The sequence below is a fragment of the Acinetobacter endophylla genome (genome assembly GCF_053543775.1).
Map to the genome: position 1 here is coordinate 16,557 of NZ_JBLVOM010000317.1, position 18,540 is coordinate 35,096.

Annotated in this window: 15 protein-coding genes; 4 read left to right on the forward strand and 11 right to left on the reverse strand. The window is 40.3% G+C overall.

From position 1 onward, the window contains the following. Positions 1–109 precede the first annotated feature (109 nt). The 3 genes from ACNPNW_RS18410 to ACNPNW_RS18420 all read left to right on the forward strand — a co-directional run bounded on the left by ACNPNW_RS18410 (position 110) and on the right by ACNPNW_RS18420 (position 4,320). Positions 110–1,630 carry a hypothetical protein gene (locus ACNPNW_RS18410; RefSeq protein ID WP_448767300.1) on the forward strand — a complete coding sequence of 507 codons (1,521 nt, stop codon included), beginning with the start codon at positions 110–112 and terminating at the stop codon, positions 1,628–1,630. 67 nt (positions 1,631–1,697) lie between these two features. Beyond that, a complete protein-coding gene (locus ACNPNW_RS18415) occupies positions 1,698–2,789 on the forward strand; it encodes a hypothetical protein (protein ID WP_448767301.1) in 1,092 nt (363 codons plus the stop codon). A 154-nt stretch (positions 2,790–2,943) separates the two neighbouring features. Beyond that, the gene (locus tag ACNPNW_RS18420) at positions 2,944–4,320 is read left to right on the forward strand and encodes a phosphohexomutase domain-containing protein (RefSeq protein WP_448767302.1); all 1,377 of its coding nucleotides are present in this window, start codon (positions 2,944–2,946) and stop codon (positions 4,318–4,320) included. An 82-nt stretch (positions 4,321–4,402) separates the two neighbouring features. Here ACNPNW_RS18420 and ACNPNW_RS18425 read toward each other — a convergent pair whose 3' ends face one another. The 6 genes from ACNPNW_RS18425 to ACNPNW_RS18450 all read right to left on the reverse strand — a co-directional run bounded on the left by ACNPNW_RS18425 (position 4,403) and on the right by ACNPNW_RS18450 (position 11,602). Next, positions 4,403–5,281: a beta-1,6-N-acetylglucosaminyltransferase gene (locus ACNPNW_RS18425; RefSeq protein ID WP_448767303.1), complete on the reverse strand. Its 879-nt coding sequence runs from the start codon at positions 5,279–5,281 to the stop codon at positions 4,403–4,405. A 2-nt stretch (positions 5,282–5,283) separates the two neighbouring features. Beyond that, the gene (galE, locus tag ACNPNW_RS18430) at positions 5,284–6,303 is read right to left on the reverse strand and encodes a UDP-glucose 4-epimerase GalE (RefSeq protein WP_448767304.1); all 1,020 of its coding nucleotides are present in this window, start codon (positions 6,301–6,303) and stop codon (positions 5,284–5,286) included. Beyond that, positions 6,296–7,963 carry a glucose-6-phosphate isomerase gene (gene pgi / locus ACNPNW_RS18435; protein WP_448767305.1) on the reverse strand — a complete coding sequence of 556 codons (1,668 nt, stop codon included), beginning with the start codon at positions 7,961–7,963 and terminating at the stop codon, positions 6,296–6,298. The genes galE and pgi overlap by 8 nt, the downstream gene beginning before the upstream one ends. Further along, positions 7,963–9,219, reverse strand: coding sequence for a nucleotide sugar dehydrogenase (locus ACNPNW_RS18440; RefSeq protein ID WP_448767306.1), 1,257 nt, complete (start codon positions 9,217–9,219; stop codon positions 7,963–7,965). Before ACNPNW_RS18440 ends, pgi begins: the two co-directional genes overlap by 1 nt. Positions 9,220–9,243: 24 nt before the next feature. After that, a complete protein-coding gene (gene galU / locus ACNPNW_RS18445) occupies positions 9,244–10,119 on the reverse strand; it encodes a UTP--glucose-1-phosphate uridylyltransferase GalU (RefSeq protein ID WP_448767307.1) in 876 nt (291 codons plus the stop codon). A gap of 124 nt (positions 10,120–10,243) precedes the next feature. After that, positions 10,244–11,602, reverse strand: a complete 1,359-nt coding sequence (locus tag ACNPNW_RS18450) for an undecaprenyl-phosphate glucose phosphotransferase (protein ID WP_448767308.1) — start codon at positions 11,600–11,602, stop codon at positions 10,244–10,246. Positions 11,603–12,038: 436 nt separating this feature from the next. Here ACNPNW_RS18450 and ACNPNW_RS18455 point away from each other — a divergent pair, with 436 nt between their 5' ends. Then, the gene (locus ACNPNW_RS18455; RefSeq protein ID WP_448767309.1) at positions 12,039–13,466 is read left to right on the forward strand and encodes a mannose-1-phosphate guanylyltransferase/mannose-6-phosphate isomerase; all 1,428 of its coding nucleotides are present in this window, start codon (positions 12,039–12,041) and stop codon (positions 13,464–13,466) included. Positions 13,467–13,507: 41 nt separating this feature from the next. On the opposite strand, the gene ACNPNW_RS18460 is transcribed toward ACNPNW_RS18455, so the two are convergent. The 5 genes from ACNPNW_RS18460 to ACNPNW_RS18480 are packed head-to-tail and all read right to left on the reverse strand — an operon-like array spanning position 13,508 to position 18,528. Then, positions 13,508–14,743 carry a glycosyltransferase WbuB gene (locus ACNPNW_RS18460; protein WP_448767310.1) on the reverse strand — a complete coding sequence of 412 codons (1,236 nt, stop codon included), beginning with the start codon at positions 14,741–14,743 and terminating at the stop codon, positions 13,508–13,510. After that, positions 14,744–15,670 carry a glycosyltransferase family 2 protein gene (locus ACNPNW_RS18465; RefSeq protein ID WP_448767311.1) on the reverse strand — a complete coding sequence of 309 codons (927 nt, stop codon included), beginning with the start codon at positions 15,668–15,670 and terminating at the stop codon, positions 14,744–14,746. Then, the gene (locus ACNPNW_RS18470; protein WP_448767312.1) at positions 15,660–16,238 is read right to left on the reverse strand and encodes an LbetaH domain-containing protein; all 579 of its coding nucleotides are present in this window, start codon (positions 16,236–16,238) and stop codon (positions 15,660–15,662) included. Before ACNPNW_RS18470 ends, ACNPNW_RS18465 begins: the two co-directional genes overlap by 11 nt. Next, on the reverse strand, positions 16,238–17,419 hold the full coding sequence (locus ACNPNW_RS18475; protein WP_448767313.1) for a glycosyltransferase: 1,182 nt from the start codon (positions 17,417–17,419) through the stop codon (positions 16,238–16,240). Before ACNPNW_RS18475 ends, ACNPNW_RS18470 begins: the two co-directional genes overlap by 1 nt. An 11-nt stretch (positions 17,420–17,430) precedes the next feature. After that, complete coding sequence (locus ACNPNW_RS18480; protein WP_448767314.1) at positions 17,431–18,528, reverse strand: glycosyltransferase family 4 protein; 1,098 nt, start codon at positions 18,526–18,528, stop codon at positions 17,431–17,433. Positions 18,529–18,540 lie beyond the last annotated feature (12 nt).

An 18,540-nucleotide genomic window follows, 5' to 3' on the forward strand; every position in this document is an offset into this window, starting at 1 on the left:
TTTTAGCATAATTAATGTTTTAGTCATTCGCTTATTATACATTTTCATTTAAAATTCGTACTATTTTTACAACGTAACAAAACTAGAAACTTACTTTTTGAGGCAAATTATGTTAAAGCATTCACTTAAACTTACAGCACTTGCAGCTGCTACTTCTTTATTACTTAGTGCCTGTGGCGGTAGTGATAATGATCATGGTGCAAGTCCATTTGTACCTAAGACTGTTCAAGGTGTAGCCGTTGACTTTTATGTGGGTGGAGCCACTATCTCATTAGATGACTGCGATGGCGTAACAACTGAAACAAATGATGAAGGTAAATTTAATTTCACTACTACGCGTGCATGTAATGAATCTGCGATGACCGTGACTGGTGGTACAGATCTAGTGACTGGTTTACCATTTACCGGAACGCTTAAAATTAAAAAAACGAACTTACAAAATTGGAGTTCTAGAAACTTACTGGTTGCAAGCCCATTGACTACTCTTGAATATTATGTAAGCTCTGCTCAGGAGCTACAAACTATTCTAGATAATCTGGGTATTAAAAACGCCAATGCTTCTAACCTTTCTACCTTTAACCCAGTTTCTTCTGGTACTGCCCAAGAAATGGCATCTATCTTTGTCTTGCAGCAATTAATCACGCAAATTGAGGATAGTTTACAAGCTCTTCCAAACAGTGAAGGTAATGCTGCCCTTAACCTTGAAGAAGCAACTGCTTTAGCTGTGAATGCAATCACTCAAACACTTAAAACACCAAATCAATCATTATTTGATTCAACTGGTGCGATCTCCCCTACTCAACTCAGTGCTGTTTTAGAAGCGGCTGTGAACACAGCAAATGAAAAGTTAGAAGAAAAAGGCGAAGAGATCCGAGTTCCTGAGCAATTGGCTGTTCAAGTACAAGGTAATATTCAAACTCTTTCTGATGTAGTAGCTACGGTGCTTACAACAGGGGGAAGTGCGAACGACCTAGTGAATGCGATTGAAAATAATGAGGGGATACTTGAACAAATCCAGGATATCGTCAAAACTCCTCTTATCAATAGTTTCTCTCTTGCTTCTTATTCTTTGGAACAAATTAAAAACTCTACCGCAGCAGCACCGTTACTCGTAAACCGTACTGATATTAATAATACTGCCCGTATCACTTTTGCAATGGTGAATACCACGACCAATGTAAATGAAAGCACTGAGGTTGGCTTTAAAGTAGTTGCCAATCGTAATGCATTAGAAGAAACCTTAGATGTATACCTAGACAAATTGAATATTGTCTTTAATGAAGATGGTTTAATTCAATCAGCAACCATCCCAGCAGGCGCAACTTTTAAAATTGCGTCATCATTAGGTAGTATTACAAATGGAACATTTGAAGCAGCTTCAGACATCTCAATTGCTTCAAATGGCTCAATTTCTTTATATGACATGGTTCAACAAAACAGTACTTTAGCTAATTACTATGACCAGTACTTCAATCTGTTACGTGCAGAGGATAAAATCACTGTTACAGCAGTTGTCGCACCACGTATGTATGTGATTGATCCTAAATTAGGCTTAAACAGTGGCTCCGTTACTGTTGCTGATACTAGTTTAAATGGTTTCGCATTAACAGGTCACTTTAAACTTAACTAATCTGAATCAATTAAAGCCAGCGTTTTTGCTGGCTTTAATTATTGAATATTCTAAAGTGATTAAATACATGAAATATGCTTTTACAACGCTGGGATTAGGCCTACTGTCTTCTTTTACCGCTTGGGCTGCACCAAATGATCTATATTTGCAAGCCAATAGCTTTACTCAAACTGAGACTGCACTCAGTATCGGTATAGATGCAGTAAATGATACGATTGATGTCTTTAATATTCGAGAAAGTGAAGGTGTTTCTGAAGGAGCCGGAGATTATATCGGTGCACATGTACATCTTATGCATAAATTCTCTCCAACCTGGGGCTTAGAAGCCAGTTACCAGTATCGGGAAATTGATTACGCGCAAGATACCAATACGATTTCCAGCCCTCTCCTTGCGGTGCGTTACACACCTGACTTTAATCTAAATAAAAATGATACCGTGATATTCCGTCTGAGTACTTGGGGCAATTTTTCTGATGAAATCAAAAAATCCACCCCTACGCAGATCCAAAATCGTACTTTAGAACAAATTACGGTTCAAGATGCTCAAGATTGGCAATTACAACTAGACAGTATTTTTAGCCGTAAAATCGATCATATGAATATGGTTAATTTATTTACGACCCTTGGCTATAGTAAGGTAAAAGTAGATCAATTAAATATCCAAGGGCAGAAAGATGGCTGCCTCATGGATCTCCAAATTCAGTCTAATAATCAATATACTGGTCAGCTCAGTCAACCCTGTACAATTGATGATTTAATTGTGAAAGAGTTGAATGCAGCCGGTGATGCCAATGAGTTTGGGATCGATATTCAAAAAGATCTGAATTATGACGCTTTTTATGCAGGATTTGGTGGTTCTTGGAATTGGCGTTATCGTAATTTTGAAAGTCAATTGGCCTATCAGTATCAACGCTTATGGCGTAAAGACATTGATGACCGGATCAGTAATTTCGGTGCTGCACCCATTAAAGATAACCATAGTGTAGGACTTAAATTAAACTATGATTTTAGTCCTCAAGTCAGAGGCTTTATTAAGGGTGAAATGTATCAGCATAATTTAATCGGTTATGTCCCTTTCTTATATAATGGTGTCACGGCTTCTCGTTTAGATAAAAAGTACGGTTTAGCCTCAGTGGGAATTACATTGCACAATTTTTAAATGACACTCTAAGTCATACTTATATTCAACTGTATAATCAATGATATAACCTCTGTAATTTTTTATAGAGGTTTTTTTCATTTTACTCATTTATCTCTATACTGTTTCAATCCCTTATAACTTCAACTCTTTTTTGCGAATTTTGAGAAATCACATGACACAACTGACTTGCTTTAAAGCTTATGACATTCGTGGCAAACTCGGCACTGAACTGAATGAAGAGATTGCCTATAAAATTGGTCGTGCTTACGGACAGATCTACCAACCGAAAACCGTGGTGATTGGCTGTGACATCCGCCTGAGCAGTGAGGGCTTAAAACAGGCGACTATTCGCGGTTTAAATGATGCTGGAGTCAACGTGCTGGATTTGGGCATGACCGGGACTGAAGAAGTTTATTTCGGCGCATTTCATCTCGATGTCCAAGGTGGAATTGAAGTGACGGCCAGTCATAATCCGATGGACTATAATGGTATGAAACTGGTGCGTGAAAATGCCCGCCCGATCAGTGCCGATACCGGTCTTAAAGAGATTCAGGCCTTGGCAGAATCAGGGGAATTCGTTGAGGTTGTCCAAAAAGGTCATACTGAACAATATAATATCCTGCCAGAATTTATCGATCACCTGATGACCTATATCGATCCGGCAAAAATCCGCCCGATGAAACTGGTGATGAATGCTGGCAATGGTGCCGCAGGTCATGTGGTGGATGCGCTTGAACAGAAGTTTCGACAACTACAGATCCCGGTTGAATTTGTCAAAATTCACAATGAGGCCGATGGTAACTTCCCGAATGGCATCCCGAATCCAATTCTGGTTGAAAACCGTGATAGCACCCGTGATGCGGTCATTCAGCATGGTGCGGATATGGGCATTGCCTGGGATGGCGACTTTGACCGCTGCTTCCTGTTCGATGAAAAAGGTCAGTTCATTGAAGGTTATTATATTGTCGGTCTTCTGGCGCAGGCATTCCTGCTGAAGCAGTCTGGTGAAAAAATTGTCCATGACCCGCGTCTAGTCTGGAATACGCTGGATGTGGTGGAGCAGTATCAAGGGATTACCGTCCAATCAAAATCAGGTCATGCCTTCATTAAGGATGTCATGCGTGAACATAATGCGGCTTATGGCGGGGAAATGAGTGCCCATCACTATTTCCGTGATTTTGCTTACTGTGACAGCGGCATGATTCCATGGTTACTGGCTATGGCGGTGCTGTCTGAAACAGTAAAATCCTTATCTTCTCTCGTGGAAGAAATGATCGCCAAGTTCCCATGTTCAGGTGAAATTAACTTTAAAGTGGCCGATACCCAGGCAACCATCCAAAAACTTTTCGATCATTATGCCGATCAAAAACCAGACATTGACCAGACTGATGGCGTCAGCCTGAATTTTGGTAGCTGGCGTTTTAATGTGCGTGCATCCAATACTGAACCATTATTGCGTTTGAATATTGAAAGCCGCCGTGATCATCATCCACACCCAATGCAAGACTATGTCGATGAACTGACAAAGCTGATCCAAGGTGAATCTTAAGTCCTCAAAAAATCTGAAAAAAGTGCCCTTTAAACGAGACAAAAGACTCCAGTTTTTAGGGTACTTTTCCGACCTGAAGCTTTTATAGAAAATGTTTTTCGAGTATCTCGACTGCAATATTTGTATTCATTTTTCGCGCAAACAGCATGCCTGACTGCTTCATTTTATCAAAATCAGACACATCTAAAGTTCTAGGATAATCCGGTCCTGAATCCCAGTCAATATATCTTAACCCTGTTTCACAATCCTCTATCCTATGCTGGGCACGATAGATGCGTTGCTGAAAATGGGAATTATAAATAATGGTATGGAAAAAGATTTCATCTGCACAGAGTGAAGATTTAAAGGTTTTTCCATAATCCGGATTCGCTTCCAGATAATCTAGAATAAATGTCACCGCCTGATCGGTGAGGGTAATCCAGTTTGAACCTTTATATAGTTTAGGTAAATGAGAAATATCCTGTTTACGGAAGTGCCGGCAATACCATAATGCCCATCTGTTCAGGAATTGAAATAATGGTGATTTAGCTTTCTGATACATAATTGGTAAATATAGGACATTCACCCGTTGTTCCACATCATCTGCTAAATCATCATGACCCACAAATTCTGTCTGTTTTTGATATTCTTTTTCTAGAAATAATTCTCTTACTGTATTGGAACATAAAGGAATGTCATCTCCAGACAGGAAGAAAAAATAGCCGTAATCATATTTTTGCGCCTCCTGCAGGAGTTTTAACATAACCTCGATTTGGCTATAGCTGCCCCATCGTACATCTGTCCGGTCTGCTAAAAAATATACCTGATCATGCTGTCCGAATTGAGTATGAAATGGGGCAAGGTCGGCTTTCTGATCGACATGAATAAGAATAATACTATGAGGACTTTTCAGCAGCTCATTTACCAGAAAAACCAGTGAATGGGTAAGTTGATGACAAATGACCCCATAAATAAAATTCATATCTATGATCCATATCCTTTGGGATTCTGCTTCTGCCATTTCCAGCTATCGGCGAGCATATCCTCCAAGCCATATTCGGGTGTCCAGCCCAACTCTTTTACTGCACGCGCATTGTCTGCAAAACAGGTCGCCACATCGCCTTCACGCCGTGGTACCAACTCAAATGGAACAGCAACACCATTCACCTGCTCGAAGGTATTTTTGACTTGTAGCACTGAAATCCCATTACCGGTACCAATATTCCAGGCACGACATCCTTGTGCAGTCAGACGATTATTCAAAGCACACAGATGTGCATTGGCCAGATCTACGACATGAATATAATCACGCACACCGGTACCATCGACGGTGTCATAGTCCTGACCAAAAATAGACAGTTTTTCACGACGGCCTACAGCTACCTGAGTTACATAAGGCATCAGGTTATTGGGAATCCCTTGTGGATCTTCCCCAATCTGGCCACTTTTATGCGCACCGACCGGATTAAAATAACGCAATAATGCAATTGACCAGCGTTCATCAGCTATGCATAACTTTTCCAGTAACTGCTCAACAATCAGTTTGGTATAACCATAATTATTGGTTGGCATTCCGGTAGGCATCTCTTCATTTAAAGGTGAGGGATTTTTTTCCCCATATACCGTAGCCGAAGAGCTAAAGACCAACTTAAACACCTGTGCGCGCTGCATCGCCTGCACCAGACTGATGGAACCGGCAATATTGTTGTCAAAATAGTCCAAAGGAATCTGCTGGCTCTCACCAACGGCTTTCAGTCCGGCAAAATGAATCACTGCATCAATCGAATTTTGCTGAAAGACCTGATCGAGTAACTGGCTATTCCGAATATCACCTTCCACAAAGGTCAGACTTTTCTGGGTTAGCTTTTCTACACGGTTTAAGGATTCAGCTGAGCTATTACACAGATTATCCAGTACAACGACCTCATGTCCGGCATTTAGCAATTCCACACAGGTATGTGAACCAATATAGCCTGCCCCGCCTGTGACCAGAATTTTAGCCATTTTGCTTTCCTAACAGAACTTTAATTAAACCTTGGGTTGAACCATCCAGACCACTCAGATCAGTCTGTTCACCATTCAGTATGGGCAGTAACTGGTTGGCAATTTCCTTGCCTTTTTCCACGCCCCACTGGTCAAACGGATTGATATTCCACAGCACGGACTGGACAAATACCTTGTGCTCATAGAGTGCAATAAGCATACCTAAACTGTATGGATTGAGCTCCTGCAATAACAGGGTAGTGCTCGGCTGATTACCTTCATATTGCTTATAGGCCGGCAAGCTAGCCAATTCAGCCTGATTTAGGGCTTCATTGCCAAAAGCCAGTAAGCGCGATTGCGCCAGACAGTTAGATAAGGCCAAATGATGTTGTTCTACCAATGCTTCGGCACTGTCTGCATAAGTATATTGCTGGCTGTTATAACGCTCTACCGGCGCAATAAAATCACAGCTGACTGACTGAGTTCCCTGATGCAATAACTGATAGAAGGCATGCTGGGCATTCGGGCCGACCTCACCCCAGATAATTGGGCAGGTATCTAGCTGGACTTTTTCGCCATTACGCTGGATCGATTTACCGTTGGATTCCATTTCCAGCTGTTGCAAGTAAGATGCAAAGTATTTCAACCGGCCATCATAAGGCAGAATTGCATGGGTCTGAATATCCAGAAAATTGGTATTCCAGGCTCCCAACAATCCCATCAATACCGGAATATTGCGTTCAAAAGGCTGGTACTGAAAATGCTGGTCCACGGCATAGGCGCCAGCCAGCAGCTGCTTAAAGCCTTCAATTCCGATACTCAAGGCAATTGGCAGTCCGATACAGGACCAGAGTGAATAACGCCCACCGACCCAGTCCCAGAGCAGCAACTGGTTTTCCGGTGCAATTCCCCATGCGGTCATTTTTTCCGGTTTGGTCGATACCCCAATAAAATGATGCTTAAGAATATAGGGATGCTGACCTAAGGCCTTTTCCAGCCACAGGCGTACCGTCTGGGCATTGGTCAGGGTATCAATGGTGCCGAAGGATTTGGAGGAAATAATAAACAGTGTCGTTTCCGGACGCAGCTGATGCAACAGCTCGGACAGCTGACTGCCATCCATGGTTGAAACAAAATGTACGTTCAGTGGCTGGGCAGACTGGTATTTAAAATCAGATAAAGCATGCGTGACCATCAAGGGACCCAGATCCGATCCACCAACACCAATATTGACCACATCCTGAATCACTTCACCGGTAGCACCGCGGCGCTGTCCGGCATGAATTTGTTCCACCAGCGCATACATCCGTTCCAGCTGGGTATGTACATCAGCTGCCAGATCAGCATGCTGTTGATCCTCTTTAGGCAGGCGCAGTGCCCAGTGCATCGCAGCACGCTGCTCGGTATAGTTGATTTTTTGATTGGAAAATAGGGAACCAATCCAAGATCTGAGGTTCTGTGCATCGGCCCATTCGATCAGGCCCTGCAACACATTCTTATTGATTCTGTGTTTGCTATAGTCAAATAGCAGCTGCTCAAACAGGATTGAGTATTTGTTAAAACGCTGCGGGTCAGCAGCGAACAGTTCCCGTAGATGTTCCGATTGTAGTTGATCTTTATTCGAGGCGAGTTTCTGACACACAGTTTCAGTGTCGAGATTTGGATTAATCTGGTTCAACATTAACGTCCCACCCCAATATAATTAAAACCACGTGTCTTGATATACGTCGGATCATACAGATTACGTCCGTCCAGAATCAGGGGATGCTGCATCAGCTTGATCAAATACGGATAATCCGGACTACCGTACTGTTTCCATGCCGTAATCAGACACAAGGCATGCGCCCCTTCCACAGCCTGATACTGGTCTTTACACAGGATCAGGTCTTCCCGTGGCCCATAGACCTTTTCAATATTCGCCATTGCTTGCGGATCATGTAGTTTGACCGTCACGCCTTGCGCCCACAAAGCGGTCAGCATGGCATGTACCGGAGACTGCTGGATACTTGGTGTATTTTCCTTAAAGGCTGCACCCCAGATCGCGATGACCTTACCTTTCAGATCTCCACGGAAATAGTTCCAGAGTTTACGAAACAGTAATTCTTTTTGCTGTTCGTTAATGTCCCAAACCTGTTCCAGCAGCTGGTTTTTCACTCCTGAATCTGCCACGGCATGAGTAAGCGTCCGGATATCATGGGAGAAATTCTCTCCACCAAAACCGACACCGGGGAACAGATAGGCAGAACCAATCCGGTTATCCGCAGCCATGCCTTGCCGTACCTGCTCAATATCAATGCCCAGTTTTTCTGCCACGCTGGCCAGATCATTCATATAACTGATCCGGGTGGCCAGCATGCCGGAAATACTCAGCTTGGTAAATTCGGCATCCAGAACCGGCATAAATAGATACTGCTGCGCGCGTGGAAAAAGGGGACGTAAGAGTTCTTTGATTTTAGGCTGTATATCTACATGATCACAACCCACAATCAGCTGGGTGGCCTGAGTAAAGCTACGCAGTGCATTGCCTTCCTGAATAATATCTGGCAGATAAATCCAGTCATCATTCGGCAGCAACTGCTGAAAGCGTTGCGTACCATGCAAGCCAAAGGTCGAGGCATTAATCATCAGTTTGGGATGGGCAAAACAGGCATTCCGGATGGTATCCAGCATCTGAAACGCCTGTTGCTCTTCAGTCGCATTAAAACTAAAGAAAAAAGCATCCTGATTAAAATCCAGATGCTGAAAATCGCAGCAGTTTAAAAAACCAGATTTTTCCTGTTTTTGCAGTAATAGCTGAAGAGATTCATCCTGGAAATAGGGCCGAGCTGACTCATCTACATTGAAGCTATTACACCAGACCACCTGATGACCACATTCAGATAAAAGAGCTGAAATGACTCCGGAAAATAAGGTTTTTCCCAATACTGCGACTTTCATAATATTCCTTTTTATTATTTTTTCTTACAAAGCCAGTTCCTGAATCAATGCTTTAAACTCGGTACCGAGTTTAGGATGATCGACGCCATAATGTAAAACAGCTTTTAGATAACCCAACTTACTGCCACAGTCAAAGGTCTGGCCTTTCATGCGGTAGGCTTCTACAGCTTCGGTTTGCTGCAGCATGGCAATCGCATCTGTGAGCTGGATTTCATTGCCTGCCCCTCGTGGTGTCTGTTCCAAAAGCTGCATGATTTTGGCTGGTAGAATATAACGTCCGACCACAGACAAATTCGAAGGTGCCGTTCCGACCGCCGGTTTCTCAACGATCCCTTGCATCACAATACTGTTCCCTTCGGCAGGCGATGCTGCAACATCCACAATGCCATATTGATCCACTAGATGTTCAGGCACCGCTTCCACCATGATTTGTGAAGCTTTAGACTGCACAAAGCGCTGAATCATGCGTGATAGGTCATTTTCTGGATCCTGATCCTTGACCAGCACATCCGGCAATAACACCGCAAAATCATCATCACCAATCACGGCTTTGGCACATAATACCGCATGGCCCAAACCTAAAGGCTGAGGCTGACGTACACTAATCACACTCACACCCGAAGGCAAAATTTCAGTAATTTCTTTAAGTAAATCGGTCTTATTTTTTTGCTCAAGGGTGGTTTCAAGTTCAAAGTTACGATCAAAATAATTTTCAATCGATGCCTTGGAAGAATGGGTCACCAGAACAATCTGCTCAATCCCGGCAGCGACTGCTTCACGGACCACATATTCAATCGCAGGACGATCCACCACGGTGACCATTTCTTTAGGAATAGATTTACTAGCAGGTAAAAAACGTGTACCTAAACCCGCTACAGGGAGAATTGCTTTTTTGATCATTTACTTCTTTACCTAAACCTAAACATTTTAATTAAAAACGAAAAAAAATGGAGCTGAAGCATGTATCAACACTCTGCTTAGCCTGATAGCGTCATTACGCCCCAAAATTTCTCAGCTCTGAAACTCAATATGCTGCCTGATGAACAAAGCCACGGAAAATAGTCAGAAATATAATTTTTATATCCAAAATCAAATTCCATGATCGAATATACTCAAGATCACATTCGATACGACGTTCCATTTTATTCAGGGTATCCGTTTCACCACGCCAACCGCGAATCTGTGCGAGCCCAGTAATACCAGGTTTGACTTTATGCCGTAACATATAACCGGTAATGAGTTTACGATATTCTTCGTTATGTGCAACAGCATGTGGGCGTGGACCAACGACTGACATATTACCCAAAATAACATTAAAAAACTGTGGTAATTCATCGAGTGAAGTACGACGTAAAATTTTACCGACTTTTGTTACACGTGGATCATCTTTCACTGCCTGTCTTACTTCAGCACCGTTTTCCATGACTGTCATGGTTCTAAACTTAAATACCTTAATTGGCTTACCATTTAAACCATAACGAACCTGACGGAAAAATACTGGACCTTTGGAGCTAAGTTTAATCGCGATCGCAATCATAATCAGTAGTGGGGAAATCAGGACTAAAATAACCGAGGCGACACAAATATCTTCAATACGTTTTAACAAGGTATTGATCCCATTGATTCGAGTATCAAATAGCGGAATAATGGGTGTACCATTAATATCTTCAACACGGGAATAGAGTAAGTTATAGGAAAATAATTCCGGCACAATGATGGTCGAGCAAGTCGTATCTGCAAGCACCTCCAGTAACGCTTCCGCCTGTTGCAAATTATTCTTATCAATCACTATATAAATTTTATTGACTGCACCCTGCTTCACGGCTGCGATTACATCATGTATATCGCCATCATAAGCTTGAGCTGGATTTTTCTTTTGAAAGGAAAATAGCCCTAAAGAAGCATTTCCAGTCCATTCAGACTTTTGTAAATCTTGATACAATTTTTTGGCTTTAGCGGATTCCCCGACTACTAAACTCCGATCGGCTTTGTTAAATAATTTAAAGAAAAATGTATACGTCAGACGAATAAGAATACGAAAGCCAGAAATACACAACAACACGAATACAAAATATTCAAATGCAATCGTCGGTGGGATAAAAGAAAAAAGAATTAGGTAAGAAACAACCAGTGTGATTGATAAATTTTTTAAACATGAAATCAATTCATGATCCAGTGTCATCCCGCGCCAAGACCGATAGAAATCTGTCAAGCCACCGATTAACTGAAATACACTGATTACGGTTAGAAAAACTAGTAAAGTCTTATGATCTACAGGAAAATGATTGATTTTTGAAACGATATATACACCTCCATATATCGCCAAAATATCGCAAGATCGCTGTAAGATCGAGACATAAGATGCATTTAATCTGGACGCCATCTTAGACCCTTAAATTTAATTGACCCTCTAACACCCCTAGATTGAATCGTTTTTCTTAGTTGAAAAGTCAATGATTCTAATCCTAGTTCGTATTATTATGCCAAACAAAATATTGATGATTTTATTGAAAAAAACAAGCTGAGCTGATGTGCTAAAATATGTATCGTTTTCTTAACAATATTTATCGTATCAAGCTATAACCTATTTATAAGCTCTCATTATAACGTTTTTTTCATAGTTTATGACAACACAAAATACAAGATTAATTACACAATTTTTGTATTATAAATATTAAAGATAAATTATAAATAAAATATGAAATTTATTTAAATCAAAATGATATAGCTCATTAGTGGCGTCACTGAGGTTTTCATTTGAGTTACAGCCCGATAAAATGTAGGATTACGATATTTATAATTTTTTGAGACATGAAAATATGATACCTGTGATTTTATCTGGGGGGTCAGGTACACGTTTGTGGCCTCTTTCACGTTCTAGCTATCCCAAGCAATTCCTTCCTATTACTGCTAAAAAAACCTTATTCCAGTTAACCTTAGAGCGTATTTCCAAGCTCAATCAGTCCCTGATTAATTTTCAAAACCCGATTATTGTCACCAATGATACTCATCGTTTTATTGTGGCTGAACAGTTACGTCAGGAAAATATTACAGCCAAAATTCTTCTTGAACCTGTAGCCAGAAATACCGCTCCTGCAATTGCTGCTGCTGCAGAACTGGCTTTATCTTATGGTGAAGATCCGGTTTTACTTATTCTGGCTGCCGATCATGTGATCCAACAGCAGGATGCCTTCAATCAGTCGATTCAAGTGGGGCTTGCCGCGGCTGAAGCAGGTCAACTGGTGACTTTTGGTGTAGTACCGACATCACCGGAAACAGGCTATGGCTATATTAAAGCTGCTGGTAGTGTGCAGAAGGATCAGAGCGCCCAAGCCTACCCTGTAGAAAAATTTGTTGAAAAACCGAACTTATCTACTGCTCAGTCTTATCTCGCTGAAGGTTCCTATCTATGGAACAGTGGTATGTTTATGTTTAAAGCCTCGGTATATTTACAGGAGCTAGAAAAATACAATCCTGCGATTGCTCAAAATGCGCAAGCTTCTGTGCAGCACAGTAAAAATGATCTGGATTTTATCCGTCTGGATAAAGACTATTTTGAGCAGTCACCTGAAGATTCTATTGATTATGCTGTTATGGAGCATACCGATAAGGCTGTTGTTGTTCCCTTGTACGCAGACTGGAATGATGTGGGTGCCTGGAAAAGCGTCTGGGAAGTGAGTCCTAAAGATGAACATGGCAATGTTCTTCGTGGTGATACCATTGTGGAAGGAACGAAAAATACCTTGGTACATGCTGAACACCGTCTGGTCAGTGTACTTGGGCTTGATGATGTAGTCGTGATTGAGACCTCGGATGCAGTACTGGTTGCCAACAAGAATAAAGTACAAGACATCAAGAAAATTGTTGAAAAACTAAAACAATCTAAGCGTACCGAAGTAGATGCTCATCGTAAAATGTACCGTCCTTGGGGCAGTTATGATTCGATCGATTGCGGCAGCCGTTATCAGGTGAAGTGTATTGTGGTCAATCCAGGACAAAAGCTTTCACTTCAAATGCATCATCACCGTGCAGAACATTGGATTGTAGTGAATGGTACAGCGAAAGTGCGTAAGGGTGATGAAACCATTTTGCTGACGGAAAACCAGTCTATTTATATTCCGCTTGGGGAAACGCATGCTTTAGAGAACCCTGGCAAAGTTCCGTTGGAGCTGATTGAAGTGCAATCCGGCTCTTATTTAGGTGAAGATGATATTGTCCGTTTTGAAGATGTATATGGACGTGTATAAAATATAAATAAAAAATAAGCGGCTTTATAGCCGCTTATTTTTTATTTATATATAAGATTTTTTAAATCCTGTTCAAATGTTTTTAATATTTGGTCTTTACTTAATTTATTCTCAGCATATTGTCGACCATTTTTCCCATAGCATTGTCGGCTTTCTGAATCCTGCGACAACTGAATAATGGCTTCTGCCAAAGCTAAACCATTCTCAGGTGGAACAATTGAGCCACATTTTGCATCTTCTGTAATCACATAACCCAATTCAGTATCAGCCGTTGCTGTGGCAATCACACTTTTACCGCTTGCCAACATACCTGTCAGCTTAGAGGGCATGACCAAATCTGCAGCATCTGCACGCTGTGGCAATAGATGAATATCTGCTAAGCCCAATAATTCCCCTAAACGCTCAAATGGCTGTAAGTCTAAAAATATGACATTGTTTAAGCCCGTACATGCTTTTTCTAAATCAGCTCGCCCTGCCCCATTACCACAGAACACAAACTGAATATTTTGAATCTGCTTTTGCTGAATAATTGTGGCTGTTTCAGCCAAAATTTCTAAACCCTGCTTGCCCCCCATATTGCCAGAATATAGAGCTACAATTTTGTCATCAGCAATGCCCAACTCTTTACGATAAGGACTTACTTGTTTTAATGGCTGAATGGCTGATATATCCACCCAATTGGGGAAAGATACAATTTTTGCTTCGTCTATGCCTTTATGTTTAGCTAACTTCAGCATCTGACCTGAAATACTGGATACTCGGTCAAAACAATGCATCAACCAACGCTCACAGAATCCCACAAATCCACGCAACCATTTTGCTTTAATCAACCCCATATCAAAGGCAGCATTCACTTCATAGTCCTGCACATGCAGCCAAGATTTTGCACCATTCAGTTTTGCAAAAGCGACTGTAGCAGGTGCACACATCAACGCTGGTTCTACAGTCCAAATAACGTCTGGTTTCCATGCCCACTGTTTAAATAATATTGGAAGGCTACTCAGTGCGAATGAAGCTAAATGAATCAGCCTCTTCACACCACTTGGCTGTTCAGGTACCCATAGTGGGGTACGATATACAGTGACACCATTCCACTGCTCAGTCACATACGCATTTTGATAGCCTTCTGATACTTTCCATGCTGGATAATATGGCGGTGCAGTAATCACTCGCACTTCATGACCTTGCTCTGCAAACCACTGTGCCATTTCCCCTGTATATTTACCAATACCCGTTAGCTCAGGGGAGAAGTTAATACCATAAAATAAGATTTTCATTTAGTCATCTGCCAGTTTATGTCCTGTCAGTCTAGAAATTTTCTTTAAAATTTCTTTTTTATCTGTCATTCCAGAAATTGCTTGCTCAAGCTCCATAATTTTGGCGCCCACTAAAAAACGATACCAGTAACCTTGCAAAAAGTGGTAAACCAACCCAGAGCGTCCATCTAAAAATCCGAGCTGGAAAACATAGCGATAAATAAAATAAGCAAATGCCGCTATTGTAAAAGGAATTTTATTATAAATTTTTTCTTTGCCAATTCGTTTTATAGATGCTTGAAAAGATGCGCTTCCAGTATTTAAAGATTCATCACGAGCAAACAGATTTAATTTCTGATTAATTACATCAATCGCTTCTCGCGTTGCATACTTATTATGCTTATCTGTAAAAAATGTCAGATCATTTAAATTATGATCCGCAAAACCACCGTTAAAAGTGACTGTTTCACCACCAGAAATCACCATGTGTTCATCCATCCAGCGATCTTCAATACGACCATGACCTGTACGCCAAATACGAAGTAACACAAGTGGATAACGCCCGCCATGTTTTACCCAGCGATTCATAAAAATATGCTTACGTTTTAAATTCACCCCTACAATATTGGTAGGTAAACTATGCAATTTTTCTTGAATTTCTTGCTGTAAATCTTGTTCAATAATTTCATCAGCATCTAAACGCATAGTCCAATCTGCTGTAATTGGTGCATTGTCGAGTGCCCATTGAAATTGTTTTGCATAATTTACAAATGGATGATGCAAAACAACTGCTCCATGTTCCTCTGCGATTTTTACTGTTTGATCTTTAGAGCCCGAGTCAATAACAAAAATTTCTGAGGCAATAGATTTCACAGATTCAATAGAGCGTTGAATATGCATACTTTCATTATGTGTTAAAATCACAACTGCCAAATTTTTATTGGACATCTTTAAACTCTCTCATTTTGACAAATTGTGCTGGATTTCCTGTATAAATCCCATTCTTCACCGTATTTTTAAACATCACGCCACAAGCACCTACCACAGAGTTTTCAGCAATGATGACCCCTGGGCCAATAAATGCATTTGCAGCAACCCATGCACCCTTTTCAACGATGATTGGTTTAGTAATCAATTGAAATTTTGGATCTCGAATATCATGTGTCCCGCCACAAAGCGTTGAATACTGACTAACAATCGCCTTTTCTCCTATATGGACAATATTCATGTTATAGCAATTGACATGAGGGGCTAAGCAGGCATGCGCATCCATAATTAAATTAGATGGATACCAAATTTTTACAGAACTATAAACATGCGCAGTAGAGTGAATTTGAGCACCAAAAAGCTTAAGTAAGAAAACACGCCAACGGTGCAAAGGAGCAGGAGTCCAAGAAGCCAATACAGCCCATGTGAATGCCCACAACAAACGAATAAGTCTATGACGCAATGAAAAAGATGCTGCACCTTTAAATGGGTCATCTGACTCGCTTGCTTTTAAAGGGGAAGTATCCATCACTTTCTGTACCTTGTTTCAATCGCTTTTTCTAAAGCACCTGTTAAATCTTTCGCAGCAGCCTGTACAGTAAAGTTTTCTAAATATACTTTCCGTGCAGCATTAGATATATACAGTTTTTCCTCATTCGTCATACCTTCCCAACGCTGTAAAATGGAAAAAGCACCATCTACAGTATCAGGGGCAACAATACCAGCACCACCTTTCTCAATTTCACGCCAAATATTAATTTGATCAGAAATCAGAACAGCTTTTCCATATGCTAAAGCTTCTGCTACTGCAATACCAAAATTCTCTTGGTGAGATGTCAAAACAAATGCTTCAGCTTTTTTAAAGGCAGCAGCCTTCAATTCACCTTTGAGCATACCTACCCAATGAACTCGATCACTAATATTTAATTTAATGGTAAGCTCTTTTAATGTTTCAATATAATTATCCTGACACGGCCCTGCCATGATCAATTGTAGATCAGGTCTTTTCACAGCTTTAGCAAAAGCTTCTAATAGAAGATCACAACCTTTTTTCTCATGTATACGGCTCAAGTACAATAAATAAGGTTTATCATTTAAACTTGAAATAATTTGACTATATTCTTCCAGTGTCTTAGAGGAGGGTTCTATAGCATCTCCAGCAGCATAGGAAACTACTCGTGGAGAGTAACTAAATCCCCAAAAAACCCCTTGCGCTAATTTTTTTTCTTCTTCACTCGTGAATAATACTTCTGATGCATGTTTTAAAGCTGGACCTTGAATAATCCAAAATAATTGCTTTAACCAATGTTTTAGAGGATAAGCTTTCTTAAACCATGGATCCATCATGCCATGCGTAAATAATACGTAAGGCAAATTAGCCTTCACACAGCCCTGCCAGCCACCTACAGAAGCATGATTCCATAAACCATGAATTACAGCCACATCAAAACGATGTGAATTTTTTATGATCCACTCTTTTAATCTAGGCGTATATCCATATTTTTTAGGGACAGGTCCAACTCCATTAACTTTACAGGGGAAATCTTTAAAAAAATTAGAATCCTCAGGATCTAGCGTCAGTACTTCTATATATTGTCCAAGCTTTTGACGATAAATCACTGATTGAGTCAGACCTTCTATTGGCCCACCAGATTCTTTACGAGCAGATGCAATAATATGTAAAACTCTTAGTGTAGAACTATATTTCATTATTTTCACACCTACCCTTTACCATTTAATAAATTAAATAAATTGGTAATAAAGTTTGACATAAGATACTTCTCTCTAACCTTTTGTTCCCCTAATTGTCCCATAAGTTTGGCTTCATCAGGATTGGTCAATAAATGAATTATTTTTTCTGCGATTAGTCCAATATCATCATGATGTATAGCAAAACCATCAACACCATGGCTCACTACTTCATGTGATGCATCTTCTGTACCACAAATTACTGGTACATTTCGAAGCCAAGCTTCTAAAAATACAATACCAAAACCTTCTTTTTCTGAAGGCATTACAAAAATTGATGCTTCTTCATATGATTTTGCTAAATCTTCATCTGAAACTCTGCCTTTAAACTCTACAGCATGTGAAACACCTAATGATGCAGCTAAACCTTCAAGTTCTTTTCTAAGCACACCATCGCCAATGATTTGATATTTCACATCGGGAACTACTTGAATAATCATTGGCAAAGCTTTAATTACACTATCATGATGCTTCCCTTTCTCGTTTTCAGAAAGCCTTGCAACTGTTAATAATATTGGTGCTTTATTTATCAAACCATGATTAACATTAGTTTGTTCTAATGGATCAACGGCATTAGGGAAAATTGTAAATTTATCCTGTGAAACCAGAAAGGATTCACTCATTTTTTGAGCAGTGAAACTCGATACAGATGCAATTTGATCAACAAACTTAATAAAGGAATGGTCTAATTTTTTTATTTTTCTAGAGTTGACCCCCCAAACATCCACACCATGTACAAAAAGCTTAACATTAATCTTAGGATTTATTATTTTCGCCATGAAGGCAAAAGGCAATAAATTGACATGCCCTAATAATAAAATATCAGTATCCCTAAAAGACTGAATACTTTTCAAACAAAAATCTATTTTTGAAGAATTAGATCCAAATATTGTAACATTTGATGGGATATTAGATAAATCCTTTTCATGGTCTCCCTTCAAGATTACCTTAGCAAAAACCATCTTATTTTCAAAAATTAATTCAGAAAGAGCATTGATAATACGCCTATTAAACTGTTGTATTCCCCCAATAGAAGAATATGCATCTAATGCCAAAAATAGAACTTTCATTTATTATCCACT